The sequence below is a fragment of the Pseudomonas sp. NY15181 genome, assembly GCF_048068055.1.
GTDB lineage: Bacteria > Pseudomonadota > Gammaproteobacteria > Pseudomonadales > Pseudomonadaceae > Pseudomonas.
The window spans coordinates 578722-597967 of the sequence record NZ_JBLUPT010000002.1; the positions used below are offsets into that span (position 1 = coordinate 578722).

14 protein-coding genes are annotated in these 19246 nt (G+C 67.1%); 10 read left to right on the forward strand and 4 right to left on the reverse strand.

Annotation, left to right across the window (positions count from 1 at the left end; translation table 11 throughout):
- The first annotated feature begins 3 nt into the window (after positions 1-3).
- Positions 4-1182, forward strand: coding sequence for a choline ABC transporter ATP-binding protein (gene choV / locus ACNFBT_RS08170; RefSeq protein ID WP_416748164.1), 1179 nt, complete (start codon positions 4-6; stop codon positions 1180-1182).
- Between the two features lie 312 nt (positions 1183-1494).
- On the opposite strand, the gene ACNFBT_RS08175 is transcribed toward choV, so the two are convergent.
- From ACNFBT_RS08175 to ACNFBT_RS08190, 4 genes are all read right to left on the reverse strand, one after another.
- The gene (locus tag ACNFBT_RS08175) at positions 1495-2502 is read right to left on the reverse strand and encodes an alpha/beta fold hydrolase (protein ID WP_416748166.1); all 1008 of its coding nucleotides are present in this window, start codon (positions 2500-2502) and stop codon (positions 1495-1497) included.
- Positions 2503-2819: 317 nt separating this feature from the next.
- The gene (locus tag ACNFBT_RS08180; RefSeq protein ID WP_416748168.1) at positions 2820-3686 is read right to left on the reverse strand and encodes a helix-turn-helix transcriptional regulator; all 867 of its coding nucleotides are present in this window, start codon (positions 3684-3686) and stop codon (positions 2820-2822) included.
- A gap of 53 nt (positions 3687-3739) precedes the next feature.
- Complete coding sequence (locus tag ACNFBT_RS08185; RefSeq protein WP_416748170.1) at positions 3740-5158, reverse strand: aminotransferase; 1419 nt, start codon at positions 5156-5158, stop codon at positions 3740-3742.
- A 93-nt stretch (positions 5159-5251) separates the two neighbouring features.
- Entirely contained in the window at positions 5252-6355 is a 1104-nt protein-coding gene (locus ACNFBT_RS08190) for a polyamine ABC transporter substrate-binding protein (RefSeq protein ID WP_416748172.1), read from the reverse strand.
- Between the two features lie 194 nt (positions 6356-6549).
- On the opposite strand from ACNFBT_RS08190, the gene ACNFBT_RS08195 reads away from it, so the two are divergent.
- From ACNFBT_RS08195 to ACNFBT_RS08235, 9 genes are all read left to right on the forward strand, one after another.
- Positions 6550-7197, forward strand: a complete 648-nt coding sequence (locus ACNFBT_RS08195; protein ID WP_416748174.1) for a TetR family transcriptional regulator C-terminal domain-containing protein — start codon at positions 6550-6552, stop codon at positions 7195-7197.
- Between the two features lie 109 nt (positions 7198-7306).
- Positions 7307-8047 carry a response regulator gene (locus tag ACNFBT_RS08200; RefSeq protein WP_416748319.1) on the forward strand — a complete coding sequence of 247 codons (741 nt, stop codon included), beginning with the start codon at positions 7307-7309 and terminating at the stop codon, positions 8045-8047.
- A 3-nt stretch (positions 8048-8050) separates the two neighbouring features.
- Complete coding sequence (locus ACNFBT_RS08205) at positions 8051-8833, forward strand: substrate-binding periplasmic protein (RefSeq protein ID WP_416748176.1); 783 nt, start codon at positions 8051-8053, stop codon at positions 8831-8833.
- Positions 8830-11067 carry an ATP-binding protein gene (locus ACNFBT_RS08210; RefSeq protein WP_416748178.1) on the forward strand — a complete coding sequence of 746 codons (2238 nt, stop codon included), beginning with the start codon at positions 8830-8832 and terminating at the stop codon, positions 11065-11067. Before ACNFBT_RS08205 ends, ACNFBT_RS08210 begins: the two co-directional genes overlap by 4 nt.
- Positions 11068-11578: 511 nt before the next feature.
- The gene (locus ACNFBT_RS08215) at positions 11579-13006 is read left to right on the forward strand and encodes an amino acid permease (protein ID WP_416748180.1); all 1428 of its coding nucleotides are present in this window, start codon (positions 11579-11581) and stop codon (positions 13004-13006) included.
- 370 nt (positions 13007-13376) lie between these two features.
- Positions 13377-14165 (forward strand): enoyl-CoA hydratase/isomerase family protein, encoded by a 789-nt coding sequence (locus ACNFBT_RS08220; protein ID WP_416748182.1) that lies wholly within the window; start codon positions 13377-13379, stop codon positions 14163-14165.
- Between the two features lie 17 nt (positions 14166-14182).
- Positions 14183-15343: an acyl-CoA dehydrogenase family protein gene (locus tag ACNFBT_RS08225; protein ID WP_416748184.1), complete on the forward strand. Its 1161-nt coding sequence runs from the start codon at positions 14183-14185 to the stop codon at positions 15341-15343.
- A 66-nt stretch (positions 15344-15409) separates the two neighbouring features.
- Positions 15410-17497 (forward strand): acetate--CoA ligase family protein, encoded by a 2088-nt coding sequence (locus ACNFBT_RS08230; protein WP_416748186.1) that lies wholly within the window; start codon positions 15410-15412, stop codon positions 17495-17497.
- A 57-nt stretch (positions 17498-17554) separates the two neighbouring features.
- Positions 17555-19165, forward strand: a complete 1611-nt coding sequence (locus ACNFBT_RS08235) for a 5-guanidino-2-oxopentanoate decarboxylase (protein WP_416748188.1) — start codon at positions 17555-17557, stop codon at positions 19163-19165.
- Positions 19166-19246: the final 81 nt, after the last annotated feature.

Genomic DNA, 19246 nt, shown 5'->3' on the forward strand with positions numbered 1-19246 from the left:
ACTATGTCGGCGATTCGATTCGAAAATGTGGATGTGATTTTCGGTACCCACACCAAGGAAGCCATCAAGCTGCTCGACCAGGGCATGGGTCGCGAGGAAATCCTCAAGCGCACCGGTCAGGTCCTGGGGGTGGAGAACGCCAACCTCGACGTCAACCGCGGCGAAATCTGCGTGATGATGGGCCTGTCGGGCTCGGGCAAGTCCAGCCTGCTGCGCTGCATCAACGGCCTCAACCGGGTCAGCCGCGGCAAGCTGCTGATCGAGCACGAAGGCCAGCAGGTGGACATCGCCAACTGCTCGCCGGCAACGCTCAAGACCATGCGCACCAAGCGCATCGCCATGGTGTTCCAGAAGTTCGCGCTGATGCCCTGGCTGACCGTGGCCGAGAACATCGGCTTCGGTCTGGAAATGCAGGGCCGCCCGGCCAACGAACGGAAGAAGGTGATCGACGAGAAGCTGGAGCTGGTCGGCCTGTCGCAATGGCGCGACAAGCGTCCGGACTCGCTCTCCGGCGGCATGCAGCAGCGCGTCGGCCTGGCCCGCGCGCTGGCGATGGATGGCGACATCCTGCTGATGGACGAACCCTTCTCCGCGCTGGACCCGCTGATCCGCCAGCAGCTGCAGGATGAACTGCTGGTGCTGCAACGCCAGCTGCACAAGACCATCGTCTTCGTCAGCCACGACCTGGACGAGGCGCTGAAGATCGGTACGCGCATCGCGATCATGAAGGACGGCCGCATCATCCAGCACGGCAAGCCCGAGGAAATCGTGCTCAGCCCGGCGGACGACTACGTGCGTACCTTCGTCGCCCACACCAACCCGCTCAACGTGCTGTGCGGCTCCAGCCTCATGCGTGGCCTGGACCAGTGCCGCCGCCAGGCCGACGAGGTGTGCTTCGACCAGGGCCGCGACTGCTGGCTCGGCCTGACCGAGACCAACCAGATCAAGGCCGCGCGCCTGGGCAGCAACATCATCGACCTGCAGCAGTGGCAGCCGGGCGACGCGGTGGAAAAGCTCAAGCACGAGCCGACCCTGGTGGACGTCAACATCCGCATGCGCGACGCGCTGCAGATCCGCTACCAGACCGGGCACAAGCTGGTGCTGCAGGAAAAGAACCGCGTGGTGGGCGTGCTCGGCGACAGCGAGCTGTACCACGCGCTGCTGGGCAAGAACCTGGGCTGACGGGGCTCGGGGCACTCGACGCCGGCTCGCCGCGAGGGGAGCCGGCGTTTTTGTTTGGGCTGAGTGCTGCGGTTTCTTTTGCTGGACCGTCGGGGCGCCGAGTCCTTGCTCGCGAACTGCTTGGCCCCGGTGCTGCCGGGCGATTTGTTCGCGAGCAAGCTCGCTCCTACAGGTCGGGCCCAGTGCCTCTGCTGGCCCTCACCCCCACCCTCTCCCGGAGGGAGAGGGTGGGGGTGAGGGGGAATCCACACCGATGTTTCAAGGGCCGTAGGAGCGGACTCCGTCCGCGATCGACAGATCGCGGAAGGTTCATCAGTGCTTGAGGTCGGCCAGACCCTTGAGCAGCGCCTCATGGAAGCGCTTGGGGTCCTGGATCTGCGGCGCGTGGCCGAGGTCGTCGAACTCCACCAGGGTGGCATTGGGGATCGCCTTGGCGGTCTGCTTGCCCAGCTCTGCGTAGTTGCCCAGCTTGGCCTTCAGCTCGGCCGGGGCGATGTCCTTGCCGATGGCGGTGTTGTCCTTGGTGCCGATCAGCAGCAGGGTCGGCATCTTCAGCTGGCCGAATTCGTAGACCACCGGCTGGGTGAAGATCATGTCGTAGAGCAGCGCCGAGTTCCACGCCACGCGCTCGTGGCCGGCGCCGTTGAACAGGCCGGCGAGCATGTTCACCCACTTGTCGTACTCGGGCTTCCACTGGCCGGCGTAATAGGTCGCCTGCTCGTACTGGCGGATGCTCTCGGCGCTGGTCTTCAGCTCGCGCTCGTACCACTGGTCCGGGGTGCGGTAGGGCACGCCCAGGGCCTGCCAGTCCTCCAGGCCGATGGGGTTGACCATCGCCAGCTGCTCGACCTGCTGCGGGTACATCAGCGCGTAGCGGGTGGCGAGCATGCCGCCTGTGGAGTGGCCGAGCAGGGTGACCTTGCCGACCTTCAGGTGTTCCAGCAGGGCGTGGGTGTTGGTCGCCAGCTGCTGGAAGCTGTACTGGTAGCGCTCGGGTTTGGTGGATTTGCAGAAGCCGATCTGGTCCGGCGCCACGACCCGGTAGCCGGCGTCGCTCAGCGCGGCGATGGTGGTTTCCCAGGTGCCGGCGCAGAAGTTCTTGCCGTGCAGCAACACCACGGTACGACCGTTGGCCTGCTGCTTGGGCTTCACGTCGATGTAGGCCATGTGCATGTGATGGCCCTGGGAGACGAAGCTGTAGTGACCGACCGGGAAGGCGTACTGGAAGCGCTCCAGCTCCGGGCCGTAGGTGGGCTTGGTTTCGGCGGCGTGCAACGGCAGGGTGGTGGCCAGTAGCAGGGCGGGTAGCCAGCGGCGCATCGGGAGCTCTCCGGGTGGTTTGGGCACGGGTCAGACAGCGGGAACGGCAATAGGTTGGCAGATTTTCGGGCCGGGCGCCGCATCGGTTGAGTTCGATGCGTTCTCGTTCCACGAGTATCCCGGCGACGCAGTCCAGCTAGGGTGTAGGGCGTATAACGCTCCGCGTTATACGCCGCTTGGCCTTGGCTCCCGATCACTCGGTTTCGAACCCGGAGTGCGGCTCCGGAGCACTTCCGGCATGACCGTGAAGTCGATGGCGAGCCAGGCGTATCGGCGTACAACCGCGAACGGTTGTACGCCCTACGTCAGCCGTTGTTTCAGGCCGCGCTCACACCGCCGGTGAGCCAGTCGATGAACAGCGAGAAGAGTTCCGCCTGGGAGTTGATCTCCAGTTTGGTGTAGAGGTGCTTGCGGTGCATGCGCACCGTTTCCGGGGAGATGTCGAGCACCCGCGCGCTGGATTTCACCGAGTGGCCGCGCAGCAGCAGGTGGGCGATTTCCCGTTCGCGCTCGGTCAGGCGGTCGGCGCCGAAGTTCATGAAGGCGGCGCGGATGTGCCGGTTCAGCGGCGCCTGGGCCGCCGCTACGCTGCCGTCACCGCGACCGGCGAGCAGCAGGTCGAGGCCGCCGTTGCGCTCGAACTGGAGGATCAGCTCGCGCACCAGTGGCAGGGCGCCGGCCAGCAGGTCCAGCTGGGTTTCGGTGAAGCGCGCGCCGCTGCGGCCCTGGTAGAGGCACAGGGAGACCTTGCGTTGCTCGCCCAGGTCGACGATGAAGTGGCAATCCTCGGTGCAGCCGAACTTGAGGTAGTAGGTCTTGTAGTACTCGCTGGCGAAGAAGTCGTCCGGGGCGATGTCGGCCAGCGGGTAGAAGCCTTCGGTGAGGCCGTCTTCCATGGCCAGGCAGAAGGGGTCGAGCAGGTAGCCACGGGCGTAGTAGCGATCGATCAGCCCTTCGTGGTGCTCCGGGACTATGCCGCGCTGGTACAGCGGTTGCGGAGGCTGGCCACGCTGCTCCAGGCCGAGCATCACGGACTCCACCGGCACCAGGCAGTCGAGCGCCTCGGCCAGGCGCTCGACGAAGGCCACTTCGCCGACGCTGCCCATGGCGCGCGCCAGCCCCGCATGCCAGGCATGCAGGGCCGGTGCGTCGGACGATTCGCTCAGTGCCTGGGATTCGCTCATACCCGGCAGTCTAAAGGGCTGCCGGGGTGTAGGCAAAATCCTCGGATCAGTCATCAGTTCCCCGCGTAATCACCGCTTTGCTTGAGGTCTTCGGCGGCTTCGAGGATCGCCTCGCGCAGGGTGTCGACGATCTCGTCGACCTGCTCGCGGGTGATGGTCAGCGGCGGCGACATCACGTTCAGGTGCACGATCGGCCGTACCAGCAGGCCGCGGGCCTGGGCGCGCAGGTGGATCTTCTCGCCGATGTTCAGCTCCTCGGGGAAGAGCGTCTTGGTGCGCTTGTCGGCGACGAACTCGACGCAGGCCATCAGCTTCTGGCAGCGCACGCTGCCCACCAACGGCAGCCCGGCCAGTTCCTGCAGACGCTGTTCCAGGTAGGTGCCGACGTCCTTCACGTGCTCCAGCAGGTTCTCGCGCTCGATGATCTCGATGTTCTTCAGCGCCGAGACGCAGCTCACCGGGTGCCCGCTGTAGGTGAAACCGTGGGCGAAGCAGCGGCCCTGGTCGGCCTCGGCGATCACCTTCCAGATGCGGTCGGAGAAGATGCACGCGCCCAGCGGCAGGTAGCCGGAGGTCAGGCCCTTGGCGGTGGTGATGATGTCCGGCTGCATGCCGAACACGTCCTCGGAGGCGAAGAAGGCGCCGAGCCGGCCGAATGAGGTCACCACTTCGTCGGCGACGTAGAGCACGTCGTACTGCTGGCACACCTCCCACATGCGCTTGTGGTAGCCCTTGGGCGGGATGATCACGCCGCCCGAGCCCATGATCGGTTCCGCGAAGAAGGCGGCGACCTTATCGGCACCCAGTTCGAGGATCTTGTCCTCGAATTCCTTCACCAGGAGTTCGAGGAAGTCGCCTTCGGTCATCCCTTCCGGCGCGCGGTAGGGGTTGGGGCAGGAGATGTGGTGGATGACGTCCTTGAGGAAGTCGAACTCGGCCGGGTGGTCGGCGACCTTGCCGCCCAGGGACATGGTGAGGAAGGTCGAGCCGTGGTAGGCGTTGACCCGGCTGATGATGTGCTTCTTGGCGTGCTTGCCGCGGCAGTTCTGGTAGTACTGGATCAGCCGGTAGGCGGTGTCCACGGCGGTGGAGCCGCCGGTGGTGAGGAACACATGGTCCAGGTCGCCCGGCGCGAGCTGCGCGAGCTTCTCGCAGAGCTGGATGGCGGTGACGTTGGCCATGTCGCAGAAGGGGTTGGAGTAGGCCAGCCGGCGCACCTGCTCGGCGATGGCGTCGGCCATTTCCGCGCGGCCCAGGCCGATGTTGGTGCACCACATGCCGCCCACGGCATCCAGGTAGCGATTGCCCTTGGTGTCGTAGATGTAAGCGCCCTCGCCGGCGGCGATGTTCAGCGCACCGTTGACCCGGTGGTCGTCGAACACGTGGTAGCCGTGTACGTAGTGGGCTTTGTCGGCGGCGACCAGCTGCTCGTCGTTGAACTGGGCGAAGAAGGCTGGGGTTGGGGTGTTCATCGTCTGTACCTTTCGTCTTTCGGTTATTCGTGTGGGGGAGAGCCTTCTCCCCGTGCCCCGGCGGTCAGGCCGGGGCGGGTTTTTCGCGGTCCGTCAGGTTCCGGTTTTCACCGCAGCCCAGGTGCGGGTGATCAGGCGAGTGGCCTTGGGGTTCTGCACCTTCTGGGTGAACAGCCGGGCGCGGGTATCGGCGTCGGGGTAGATCGCCGGGTCGTTGCGCACTTCGGCGGTGAGCATCGGTTTGGCGGCGGCGTTGCTGGAGGCGTAGCGGATGTAGTCGCTGACCTCGGCGGCCACCTTGGGCTGCAGCATGTATTCGATGAACTTGTGGGCGTTTTCCACGTGCGGCGCGTCGGCCGGGATGTAGAAGTCGTCGAACCAGATCAGCGAGCCTTCCTTGGGCACGAAGTAGCCCAGCTTCACCTTGGCGCCGGCTTCGTCGGCGCGGGCCTGGGCGGTGGCGTAGTCGCCGGACCAGGTCATGGCCATGCACTGGTCGCCGTTGGCCAGGCCGTTGAGGTAGCTGGTGGAGTCGAACTTGCGGATGTACGGACGGATCGACTGCAGCAGGTCCTGGGCGGCCTTCAGGTCCTCGGGCAAGGCGCTGTTCGGGTCGCGCTTGAGGTAGGCCAGGGCCAGCGGGATCACGTCGGTGGGCGAGTCGATGATGGTCACCCCGCAATCGGCGAATTTCGACACGATCTTCGGATCGAACAGCATCGCCAGCGAGCCGATGGGCGCGTCGGGCATGCGCTGCTTGATCTTGTCGATGTTGTAGGTGATGCCGTTGCTGCCCCAGGTATAGGGTGCCGAGTACTTCACGCCCGGATCGTAGTGGTCCAGGTGCTTGAGCACTTCCTGATCGAGGTTGTTCCAGCTCGGCAGCTTGGCCTTGTCCAGTGGCTGGAACACGCCTGCCTTGAGCAGCGGCGGCACCAGGGCGGCGTTGAGCACCACCAGGTCGTAGCCGGAGCGGCCGGGCAGCAGCTTGCCCTGCACGGTTTCGTAGGAGTCGAAGGTGTCGTAGACCACCTTGATGCCGGTGGCTTTCTCGAAATCGGCGATGGTGTGTTCGCCGATATAGTCCGACCAGTTGTACAGCCGCAGCGTATTGGCGCTACTGCTTTCTTCCCCGTGACCCAGCGCCGGCAAGGTCGCCAGTGCCGCGCTGAGTACTGCAGCGAGGGTCTTCTGCATGTCAGTCCACCTGTTGTTGTGTTCGCTGATGGAGCCACTCTCGGCCAGCCCCGGTTGGCGGACCATTCCCCGAACGGGTAGGTAGGTTCTGTTACCGTTGCTATGACCGCGTCGAAACGACGCCAGACCCTGGGACTGGCATCTTGTCGAACAATCGTTCAAATTCTCCCCATCCCCCACCCGGAATCACAGGTATGAACCAGGAAGTCCGCTTTGCCCGACTGGAGCCCGAACAGCGCAAGGCGCTGCTGATCGAGGCGACCCTCGCCTGCCTGAAGCGCCACGGCTTCCAGGGCGCGTCGATCCGCAAGATCTGCGCCGAGGCCGGCGTCTCGGTGGGGCTGATCAACCACCACTATTCGGGCAAGGACGAACTGGTTGCCGAGGCCTACCTGACCGTCACCGGGCGGGTGATGCAGCTGCTCCGCGAAGCCATCGCCGAAGCGGCGCCCGATGCGCGCGCGCGGCTGTCGGCGTTCTTCCGCGCGTCGTTTTCCGCGGAATTGCTCGACCCGCAGCTGCTGGATGCCTGGCTGGCGTTCTGGGGCGCGGTGAAGACCGCCGAGGAAATCAACAAGGCGCACGACCATTCCTACGGCGAGTACCGCTCGCTGCTGGCGCAGGCGCTGAATGAGCTGGCGAAGGAGCAGGGCTGGTCCGACTTCGATGCGGAGCTCGCCGCCATCGCCCTGAGCGCCCTGCTCGACGGCCTGTGGCTGGAGTCCGGCCTGAACCCCAACACCTTCACCCCGGAGCAGGGCGTGCAGATCTGCGAAGCCTGGGTGGACGGCCTGCAGCACGGCGGCCGGCAGCGCTTCAGCCGTGCGGCGGCGGGTTATTGATCGATTGTTCAGCGATCGGTAACCTGCTGCGTCCGCAGGACCGGTCCTACAGACCTCTCTAGACTAATAACAAGAACTGCCCCGCACCGAGCGGTGGCGTCAGCAGGGTATTGCGATGACTTCCCGTGTACTGATCGTCGACGACGATCCGGTGGTTCGCGAGCTCCTCCAGGCTTACCTCGGCGAGGAAGGCTACGACGTGCTCTGCGCGGGCACCGCCGAACAGGCCGAAGCGAGCCTGGCCGAGGCCGAGCGTGGCGACCAGCCCATCGACCTGGTGATGCTCGACATCCGCCTGCCCGGCAAGGACGGCCTGACCCTGACCCGCGAGCTGCGCGTGCGCTCGGAGGTCGGCATCATCCTGATCACCGGCCGCAACGACGACATCGACCGCATCGTCGGCCTGGAGTGCGGCGCCGACGACTACGTGATCAAGCCGCTCAACCCGCGCGAGCTGGTGTCGCGGGCGAAGAACCTGATCCGCCGCGTGCGCCACGCCCGCCAGGGCCCGACTGCCCAGCCGGCCCGGCAGAACCACAAGCGCTTCGCCCACTGGACCCTGGACCCCGACCGTCGTCGCCTGATCGACCGCGACGGCAGCGAAACCCCGCTGACCCACGGCGAGTTCCAGCTGCTCTGCGTGTTCCTGCGCAACACCGGCCACACCCTGAGCCGCGACCAATTGATGGACCAGATCCGCAACCGCGAATGGCTGCCCAACGACCGCTCCATCGACGTGCTGGTCGGCCGCCTGCGCCGCAAGCTGCGTGACGATCCGGCCGAGCCCGAGCTGATCATCACCATCCACGGCGCCGGCTACCTGTTCACCGCCACGCCCGTCGACGCCTGAACCATGCGCTGGCTGGCCGTGCTGTGCCTGCTGCTACCGTTGATCGTGGCGACCAGCGCCAACGCCGCGCCGCCGATCCGCTACTGCGACTACCCCGTCTACCCGCCCATCTCCTGGAGCGACGGCCATGAAGTACATGGCCTGGCGCCGCAGACCGTGCGCCGCGTGCTCGGCGAGCTGGGTTACCAGGTGCAGACCGTGGTGCTGGGCAACTGGAAACGCTGCCTGCTGGACGCTGCCGAAGGCCGCGTCGACCTGGTGCTCGCCTACCAGACCCCGCAGCGCGACGACGGCCTGCTGTTCTCCCGCGTGCCGGTGCTGCGCGAGGAAGTGGCGATCTTCTACAACCGCCGCAAGCCGGTGCGCTTCGACCAGCTGGGCGACCTCGCCCACTACCGGGGCGGGCTGCTGTTCGGCGAAAGCTACGGGCCGGAATTCGACCGCTTCGTCGCCGACCACGGCAACGTCGAGTGGGTCTCCGACAGCCGGCAGAACTTCGGCAAGCTGATCCGCCAGCGCATCGACTTCATCGCCCACGAGCGGCGCACCGGCACCCTGTTCGTCGAGCAACTGGCCGGTGGCGAGAACATCGTCGCCTTGCCCAAACCGTTGACCGTGGATTACCTGCGCATCGCCGTGTCGCGCCATTCGCCACTGGCCGCGCGGATGGACGAGATCGACGCAGTGCTGAAAAAACGCGTGGATGACGGCAGCGTTGCTCGCTGGCTGGAAGAGAGCGAACAGGGTTACCGCGCCATGCTCGCCGGCGACGGGGTGCCGCGTTGAAGCTGCCCGGTGGCCTGGCCCGGCGCCTGCTGCTGCGGGTGCTGCTGTTCAGCCTGTGCTTCACCGTGCTGGCCAGTACCGTGCAGCTGTACTTCGAATACCGCCGCGAGATGCGCGACATCGATGCGCGCCTGGAGCTGATCCGCGTTGGCTACCTGGCCAGCTTCGAGCGCAGCTTGTGGGACCTCAACCAGGAGCAGCTCAACGTGCAGCTGCACGGCCTGGCGGACTTCCCCGACATCGCCCAGGTGCGTCTGCGCAGCACCGACTTCAACCTGGCGCAGGACGCCGAGGTGAAGCACGGTCCGCTGCGCGTCGAGCACTACGCCCTGGCCTTCCAGCCGCCGGACGGCGAACGTCGCGCCCTGGGTGAGCTGGAAATCAGCATCGACCTCGGCGCGGTCTATCGCCGCCTGTTGCTCGGCGGCCTGACCAACCTGCTGTGGATGGGCGTGTTCCTCTGCGGCCTGGCGGTGGCCCTGAGCTGGCTGTTTCACAGCCTGGTCACCCGCCACCTGCGCGTCATGGCCGACTTCGTCCGCGGCCTGACCGGTGGCGACCTGCAGACCGAGCTGGCGCTGCACAAGCGCCGCAAGGAAGACGAGATCGATACCGTCGCCGACGCCCTCGACGACCTGCGCCGCGCCCTGCGCGCGGAACTGCGGCGCCGCGAGGCCGACCGCGCCGCCCTGCAGAGCAAGCGCGACGAGTTGCAGCGCCGGGTCGAGCGGCGCACCGCCAGCCTGCGCCGGGCCAAGGAGGACGCGGAGGAGGCCAACCGCGCCAAGAGCCGCTTCCTCGCCACCATGAGCCACGAAATCCGCACGCCGCTCAACGGCATCCTCGGCATGGCCGAACTGCTGCGCGCCGCGCCCCTGGGCGAGCAGGACAGGCGCCGCTTGCAGGCGCTGTCCACCGCTGGCGAGGGGCTGCTGGCGATCCTCAACGAGGTGCTGCACTTCGCCAAGCTGGAGGACGGCGCGACCCAGCCCGAGCCGGTGGACTTCTCCCTGCGCCGCCTGCTCGACGACGTGGTGACCCTGCTGGAGCCACGCGCCGAAGGCAACGGCATCTGCCTGCGCCTACGCGTCGACCCGCAGGTGCGGGACGCCTGCCGGGGTGCCGAGCAGTTCCTGCGCCAGGTCCTGAGCAACCTGCTGGCCAACGCGGTGAAGTTCACCGAGGACGGCGAGGTGCTGCTGGAGGTGACGCTGCTGGAGCCGGACGACGCCGGGCAGCGCCTGCGCTTCGCGGTGATCGACGATGGCATCGGCATCTCCGCCGAGCAGCAGGAGAAGATCTTCCAGCGTTTCACCCAGGCCAGCGACGAGGTGGCGCGGCGCTACGGCGGCACCGGGCTGGGGCTGGCGATCAGCAAGCGGCTGGTGGAAGCCATGGGCGGCGAGATCGGCGTGGAAAGTCTGGAGGGCGAGGGCAGCACCTTCTGGTTCGAGATCACCCTGGCGCCGGGGCGGATCCCGCGTGCTCAACAGGTTGCCGAGCCGAAGCTGGCGCTGGAGGTGCTGCTGGTGGAGGACGTCGCGCTCAACCGCGAGGTCGCCCAGGGGTTGCTGGAGCGCGACGGTCATCACGTCTATCTCGCCGACGACGCGGAGCCGGCGCTCGCGCTCACCGCCCAGCGAACCTTCGACCTGATCCTGCTGGACATGCACCTGCCGGGCATGACCGGCCTCGACCTGTGCCGGGCGATCCGCAAGCAGCCCGGCGGGCTCAACGCCATCACGCCGATCCACGCCTTCACCGCCAGCGTGCAGCCGGGGATGGTTCGTCGCTATTTCGAAGCCGGGATGCAAGGCGTGCTGGGCAAGCCGCTGCGCCTGGACGACCTGCGCCGCGCGCTGTCCGGCGTGGCTGTGGCGCCGCTGTCGGAGGCTGTGGATAACGGCCCGCTGGACCGCCAGGTGCTCGATACCCATAGACGCTTGCTCGGCGAACACAAGCTGAACGAGCTGCTCGCCAGCCTGTGGAAGCTGCTCGACGAGCAGTGGCCGCTGCTGCTCGATGCGCTGCGCCAGGAGGATGCCGTGGAGGTGGCCAGCCTGGCGCACCGGCTGGCGGGGAGCTGCCGGTCGATGGGGTTGCGCGGGTTGGGGGATGGCCTGGGGGCGCTGGAGCAGGCGGCGTTGGCGGGGGAATCTCTCGGTGAATGGGCTGAACGGTTGGAGCGGGAGAGGGCTCTGGCGTTTGAGCTTTTGAAGGGTGCCCAGGCTTAATTTCTGCGTTGCCTGCTCTCCCTCACCCTAACCCTCTCCCAAAGGGAGAGGGGACTGTCCCGAGCGAGCTGTAACTTTGGCGCTCGCCGGCTGACACAGAACTGGCCAATCGCACCAATCTGCCCCCTCTCCCTCTGGGAGAGGGCTGGGGTGAGGGGAAAGCCCTCGTGCCGATATCGCCGGAGAACTCCACTCACCTGTAGGACCGAGGGGGGCGCCAAGTTCTTGCTCGCGGACCCGCCCAACCCCGTCATCGCCGGCTGAATCTGTTCGCGAGCAAGCTCGCTCGTACGAAAATCAAAAGCCTCAAACCCCCGCCCCACGCGCCCTGCACAAAATCCTTACAACTTCCTACAACTTCGATCCGCCCGAACAACGGGGTCTTACATCGCCTTCCAATAATCCGGTGGCATCCGTGCCCGAGCCACGGCCTCTGATTGATTGGAGATAAGAATAATGATCCAACGTAGAGTTCTGCTCAGCCGCGCCCGCCGTTCTGCGGAGGTGCGCCATGTCTGAGACCTATCACGCCAAGAGCGGCGACAAGATCCAGCTCACCCGCGCGCTCAAGAGCCGCCACATCTTCATGCTGTCCCTGGGCGGCGTTATCGGCACCGGCCTGTTCATGGGCTCGGGCGTCACCATCGGCTCCGGCGGCCCCATGGGCGCCATCCTCGCCTACCTGGTCGCGGGCCTGCTGATGTACCTGGTGATGGTCTGCCTGGGCGAGCTGTCCGTGCAGATGCCCGTTTCCGGCTCCTTCCAGGCCCACGCCACGCGCTTCATCGGCCCGGCCACCGGGTTCATGATCGGCTGGGTCTACTGGATGAGCTGGGCCTCCACCGTTGGGCTGGAGTTCACCGCCGCCGGCATGCTGATGACCCGCTGGTTCCCCGAGGTGCCGATCTGGATCTGGTCGGGCTTCTTCGTGGTCGTGCTGTTCTCCCTCAACGCCCTGGCCACCCGTGCCTTCGGTGAGGCGGAATACTGGTTCTCGGGCATCAAGGTCGCCGCCATCCTGGCCTTCATCGTGGTCGGCCTGCTGGTGATCTTCGGCGGCATCCCGCTGAACAGCGGCGCCGCCGCTCCGGGCTTCTCCAACCTGATGAGCGACGGCCTGTTCCCCAACGGCCTGTCCGCGGTGTTCGCGGTGATGATGACGGTGGTCTACGCCTTCCAGGGCTGCGAGATCATGGGCGTCGCCGCCGGCGAAACCGACCAGCCGGAAAAGAGCATCCCGCGCGCCGTGCGCAACGTGGTGTTCCGTGTGCTGATCTTCTACGTGCTGGCGATTGTCGTGCTTTCCTGCATCGTGCCGTGGAAGCAGGCCGGCCTTATGGAAAGCCCCTTCGTGCAGGTGTTCGACATGGTCGGCATTCCCTACGCCGCCGACCTGATGAACTTCGTGATCCTCACCGCCATCCTGTCCGTGGGCAACTCCGGCCTGTATGCCTCCACCCGCATCCTCTGGGCCATGTCCAAGACCGGTATGGCGCCGCGCAAGCTGTCCAAGCTCAGCGCCCGTGGCGTGCCGCTCTACGCGCTGTTGATCAGCCTGGCCTTCGCCCTGCTGTCGCTGCTGACCAGCATCGTCGCCGCCGACACCCTGTTCATGGTGCTGATGGCGGTGAGCGGGATGTCCGGCACCGTCACCTGGATCGTCATCGCCTACGCCCAGTACCGCTTCCGTCGCGAACACATGGCCAAGGGCGGTACCGTGGCCGACCTGAAGTACGCAGCGCCGCTGTTCCCGCTGATCCCGCTGGCGTGCATCGCGATCTGCTGCTCGCTGTTCGTGTTCCTCGCCATGGACCCGACCCAGCGTCCGTCGCTGTACTGGGGCTTCGGCTTCATGGCGGCCTGCTACCTGGCCTACTACGTGCTCAAGCGCAAGCGCGGGCAGGTGCTGATCGACGAGGCGGTGCCGAGTATCGGCTGAGCCTGACTGCACCGGAAAAGCCCCGCACAGCGGGGCTTTTTCTTTGGCTCTTGGTCTTGGGGCTCTTCGTAGGAGCGAGCTTGCTCGCGAACCTACCCAGCTCCGGAGTCGCCGGGACGTCCGTTCGCGAGCAAGCTCGCTCCTACAGGTACTCCACCCGTCCCATCTCTTGCTGAACGATTGTTCGAAGTTGTAACAGCGTCTCCCGCCAAGCCCCCGCAAAACCCCTCGACCCCCGCACCGCGCGGCCTTCCCGCCGCTACCGAGGGCGTTACAAGCCCCCCATTCGGGTGGATTGCCGCCTTACTGAACACTTGTTTAGTATTGGCTCCAACGCCTCAACACAATCGTCTACAAGAATGAGGGCCGCATGACTCAAGCATCCCCGCTCAGCCGGGTCCAGGACGGCATCGCCTGGATCACCCTGAACCGTCCCGAACAGCGCAACGCGCTGGACATCCCGACGCTCAAGAACCTGCACGCCCTGCTCGACGCCCATGAGGCGGACCCGGCGGTGCGCGTCATCGTGCTCACCGGCCAGGGCCGCAGCTTCTGCGCGGGCGCCGACCTCGCCGAATGGGCCGAGGCCGAAGCGCGCGGCGAGCTGGAAACCTACGGCTGGACCGAAACCGCCCACGCCCTGATGCGCCGCCTGTACAGCCTGGACAAGCCGACCATCGCCGCCGTCAACGGCACCGCCGTCGGCGCCGGGATGGACCTGACCCTGTGCTGCGACTTCCGCGTCATCGGCGCCTCCGCCCGCTTCAAGGCCGGTTACACCGGCATGGCCTACTGCCCGGACGCCGGCGCCAGCTGGCACCTGCCGCGCCTGATCGGCAGCGAAGCGGCCAAGCGCCTGCTGTTCCTCGACGAGCTGTGGAACGCCGAGCGCGCCCTGAACGCTGGCCTCGTCAGCGAAGTGGTCGCCGATGAGCAGTTGCTTGCGCACGTCGGTGAATTTGCCGCGCGCCTGGCCGCCGGTCCGACCTTCGCCTTCGCCCAGACCAAGCGCCTGATGCGCGACGGCGCCGCTCGCACCCTGGCCCAGCAACTGGAGGCCGAACAGGCCGCCGGCCTGCTCTGCGGCCGTAGTGAAGATGCCGCCGAGGCGCTGCGCGCCGTGGCCGAAAAACGCTCCCCCCAATTCAAAGGCCGCTAACGGCTGCAGGTGATGTGATGGATTTCCAACTGACCCAAGAACAGGAAATGCTCGTCGAGTCGGTCAAGGCTTTCGTCGAGAAAGAGCTGCTGCCGTACGAAGAGGAAGTGGACCGCGCTGATGCGGTGTCCCCGGAACTGGCCGCGCAGATTCGCGGCAAGGCCCTGGCGGCCGGCTTCTATGCCTTCAACATGCCCGAGGAAGTGGGCGGCGGCGGCCTGGACTACTTGTCCCAGGCGCTGGTCGAGCGCGAACTGTCCAAGGTCTCCTGGGCACTGCACGTGTTCGTCGCGCGTCCCTCGAAGATCCTCATGGCCTGCAAGGGCCAGCAGATCCAGGACTACCTGCTGCCGGTGGTGCAGGGCGAGAAGATCGACTGCTTCGCCCTCACCGAGCCGGGCGCCGGCTCCGACGCCAACTCGATCAAGACCCGCGCCGTGCGTGATGGCGACGACTTCGTGATCAACGGCTCCAAGCACTTCATCAGCCACGCCGGCCACGCCGACTTCGCCATCGTCTTCGCGGTGACCGACACCTTCGAGCGCAACGGCAAGAAGCGTAACGCCGTGACCGCCTTCCTGGTGGACAAGGGCACCGCCGGCATGACCGTGCGCCGTGGCCCGAAATGCGTGAGCAACAAGGGCTACCACACCTACGAAATCTTCTTCGACGACTGCCGCGTGCCGGCTTCCCAGGTCCTCGGCGAAGTGGACAAGGGCTGGGAAGTGGCCAACGCCTGGCTCACCGCCGGCCGCGTGATGGTCGCCGCCAACTGCGTCGGCCAGGCCCAGCGCGCGCTGGACCTGGCGCTGCAGTGGTCCGCCGACCGCAAGCAGTTCGGTGCAGCCATCGGCAGCTACCAGGGCATCTCCTTCAAGCTCGCCGACATGGCCACGCAGATCCGCGCCGCCGAGCTGATGACCCTGCACACCGCCTGGAAGATGGACCGCGGCAGCATGACCGACGGCGAGGCCGGCATGGCCAAGCTGTTCGCCAGCGAAGTGCTGGGCAAGGTCGCCGACGAGACCGTGCAGATTTTCGGCGGCATGGGCCTGATGGACGAAGGTCCGGTGGAGCGCATCTGGCGCAATGCGCGCATCGAGCGCATCTGGGAAGGCACCTCGGAAATCCAGCGCCACATCATTTCCCGCGAACTGCTGCGCCCGCTGCTGCGCTGATCCTTCGTGCCCCCTCTCCCTGAGGGAGAGGGGTTGGCCGAGGGATAAACACTGTCGAGACCTGACATGAAAAGAGAAAACCTCCAGCGCCTGCTGGCGCCCCGTCACCTGGCCTTCATCGGCGGCCGCAGCATGGCGCGCGCCCTCAAGCGCTGCGCCGAAGGCGGCTTCGCCGGCCAGATGTGGCTGGTCAACCCGCAATACGACGAACTCGAAGGCGTGCCCTGCGTACGCAGCATCGCCGAACTGCCTGAAGGTCCGGATGCGGTGTTCATCGCCACCAACCGCGACCTGACCGTACAGGCCGTGGCCGAACTGGCCGCCAAGGGCGCTGGCGGCGCCATCTGCTATGCCTCCGGCTTCGCCGAAACCGGCGACGAGGGTCAAGCGCTGCAGCGCCGCCTGCTCCAGTCCGCCGGCGACATGGCCCTGCTCGGCCCCAACTGCTACGGCCTGCTCGACTACCTGCACGGCTCCGCGCTGTGGCCGGTGGCCCACGGCGGGCACCTGGTGGAGAAGGGCGTGGCCGTGCTGACCCAGAGCGGCAACTTCGCCTACAACCTGTCCATGAGCGACCGCTCGCTGCCGATCGCCTACATGGCCTCGGTGGGCAACCAGGCCCAGCTGGGCGTGGCCGAGCTGATGGACGTGCTGCTCGACGAGCCGCGCGTCACCGCCATCGGCCTGCACCTGGAAGGCCTGAAGAATGTCCCCGGCTTCGCCCGCGCCGCCTTCAAGGCGCTGCAGAAAGGCATCCCGGTGATCGCGCTGAAGACCGGCGTCTCCGAGATCGGCGCCGAGCTCGCGCTCAGCCACACCAGCTCCCTGGCCGGTTCCGATGCGCTGTACGACGCGCTGTTCGACCGCCTCGGGGTGATCCGCGTCAGTGGCCCGGTCAGCTTCATCGAAACCCTCAAGGCTGCCGCCTGCGGCAACCTGCCGGCCGGCCCCAGCCTCGCCGCGCTGGCCTGCTCCGGCGGCGACGCCGGGCTGATCGCCGACTACTCCGAGCGCAACGGCCTGGCCCTGCCCAAGCTGGTCGACGCCCAGCGCGCCGAGCTGGCCCAGGTGTTGCCGGACTACGCCAACATCGCCAACCCGCTGGACTTCACCACCGCCATCTGGGGCGACGGCCCGGCGCTGAACCGCATGCTCGACAGCGCCCTGCAGACCGAAGCTGACGCTGCCCTGCTGGTGCTCGACTACCCCGGCGAAGAGACCGGCGAACGCCCGCAGTGCGACCTGCTGCTGGAACTGTACTGCGCCGCGCTGGAGCGTCATGGCAAGGTTGGCTTCATCGCCTCCGCCCTGCCGGAGCTGCTGCCCAAGCATGCCCGCGAACTGCTGCACTCCCACGGCGTCGCCGCGCTGCAAGGCGTGGAAGACGGCCTCGCCGCCTGGGGCCGCATCGCCCATTACCGCCAGCGCCGCGAAGCGCTGCTGGCCCGTGGCGAAGCCGCGCTGGTACCGCTCTGCCCGCAGGCCCTCGACACCGAAGGCCGCCTGCTGGACGAGTGGAATTCCAAGCAGGCGCTGAAACCCTTCGGCCTGCCGTTGCCGCGCGCCGCCCTGAGCACCCCGGCCCAGGCTCGCGAGGCTGCTGGCGATGTCGGCTTCCCGCTGGCGCTGAAAGTGGTCAGCGCGCAGCTGCCGCACAAGACCGAGGCCGGCGGCGTGGCGCTCAACCTGCGCAACGAGGCCGCGCTGGAAGCCGCGCTGTTCGACATGCGCGAAAACATCGCCCGCCACGCGCCCACGGTGCCGTTCGACCAGGTACTGCTGGAGCGCATGGCCAATCCGCCGCTGGCCGAGCTGATCGTCGGCATCAAGCGCGAGAACGGCTTCGGTCTCGCCCTGGTGCTGGGCGCCGGCGGCATCCTCGTTGAGCTGCTCAAGGACAGCCGCAGCCTGCTGCTGCCGACCACCGACGCGGCGATCCGCGACGCTCTGCTGAGCCTGCGCAGCGCGCCGCTGCTCACCGGCTTCCGCGGCCGCCCGGCGGTGAACCTGGAAGCACTGGTGGAAGCCATCCGCGCGGTCGCCGACTACGCCTGCGAGCACGTGGACAACCTGCTGGAACTGGACGTGAACCCGTTGCTGGCGGACGCCGAAGGCGCCGTGGCGGTGGATGCGCTGATCCGCGTCGCTGAATGAACCTGCCTGTAGGAGCGGGCAAGCCCGCTCCTACGAAAAACGCTTCGAGGAGTGAACATGCAGAACAATAAGAACCTCACCGGCGGCCAGGCCCTGGTCCGCCTGCTGGCCAACTACGGCGTCGACACCGTGTTCGGCATTCCCGGTGTGCACACCCTGGAGTTGTACCGTGGCCTGCCCGGCAGCGGCATCCGCCACGTGCTGACCCGCCACGAGCAGGGCGCCGGCTTCATGGCCGACGGCTATGCGCGCGTCAGCGGCAAGCCCGGCGTGGCCTTCATCATCACCGGTCCCGGCGTGACCAACGCCGCCACCGCCATCGGCCAGGCCTACGCCGACTCGATCCCGATGCTGGTGATTTCCAGCGTCAACCACACCGCCAGCCTGGGCAAAGGCTGGGGCTGCCTGCACGAGACCCAGGACCAGCGCGCCATGACCGCGCCGATCACCGCGTTCTCCGCCGTGGCGCTGACCCCCGAAGACCTGCCCGAGCTGATCGCCCGCGCCTACGCCGTGTTCGACAGCGAGCGTCCGCGCCCGGTGCACATCTCGGTGCCGCTGGACGTGCTCGCCGCGCCCATCACCCGCGACTGGACCAACGAAGTGGTACGCCGCGCCGGCCGTGGCCAGCCCAGCAGCGAAGCGCTCAAGCAGGCTGTGGATAAACTCCAGGCCGCGCAGCGTCCGATGATCATCGCCGGCGGCGGCGCCCTGCATGCCGCCGACGCCCTGGCCGCGCTGAGCGAGCGCCTGGCCGCGCCGCTGTTCACCAGCGTCGCCGGCAAGGGCCTGCTGGCGCCGGAAGCGCCGCTGGCTGCGGGCGCCACCCTGTGCACCCAGGCCGGTTGGGACATGATCGCCGAGGCCGACGTGGTCCTGGCCATCGGCACCGAAATGGCCGACACCGATTACTGGCGCGACCGTCTGCCGCTGACCGGCGAGGTGATCCGCGTCGACGTCGACTCGCGCAAGTTCAACGACTTCTACCCGAGCGCCGTGGCGCTGCTGGGCGACTCCAAGGCCACCGCCGAAGCGCTGCTCGCCGCGCTGCCCAGTGCCACCCGTGACGCCGCCAAGTCGCAGTCGCGCATCGCCGAACTGCGCGCGCAGATCGATGCCGGCCACGCGCCGCTGCAACTCATCCACAAGTCGATCCTCGAGCGTATTGCCAAGGCCCTGCCGGACAACGCCTTCATCGCCAGCGACATGACCCAGCTGGCCTACAGCGGCAACTACCTCTACCCGAGCAAGGCGCCGCGCGGCTGGCTGCACCCCACCGGCTACGGCACCCTCGGCTATGGCGTGCCCGCCGGCATCGGCGCCAAGTTCGGCGCGCCGGAGCGCCCCGGCCTGGTGCTGGTGGGCGACGGTGGCTTCCTCTACACCGCCCAGGAACTGGCCACCGCCACCGAGGAGCTGGACAGCCCGCTGGTGGTGCTGCTGTGGAACAACGATGCGCTGGGCCAGATCCGCGACGACATGATCGGCCTGGACATCGAGCCCATCGGCGTCCTGCCGCGCAACCCGGACTTCGCCCTGCTCGGCCGCGCCTACGGCTGCGAGATGCGCCAGCCGCAGAGCCTGGACGAACTGGAGCGCGACCTGCGCGCCGGCTTCGCCCATCCGGGCGTGACCCTGATCGAGCTGAAACACGCCTGCGCCAAGTAGGTCCGTCGCACCCGCCGGGGCCGTGCAGGCCCTGGCGTGGTCACTGAACATTCGAGCCTGTCGCCGCCCGTGCAGGCAGGC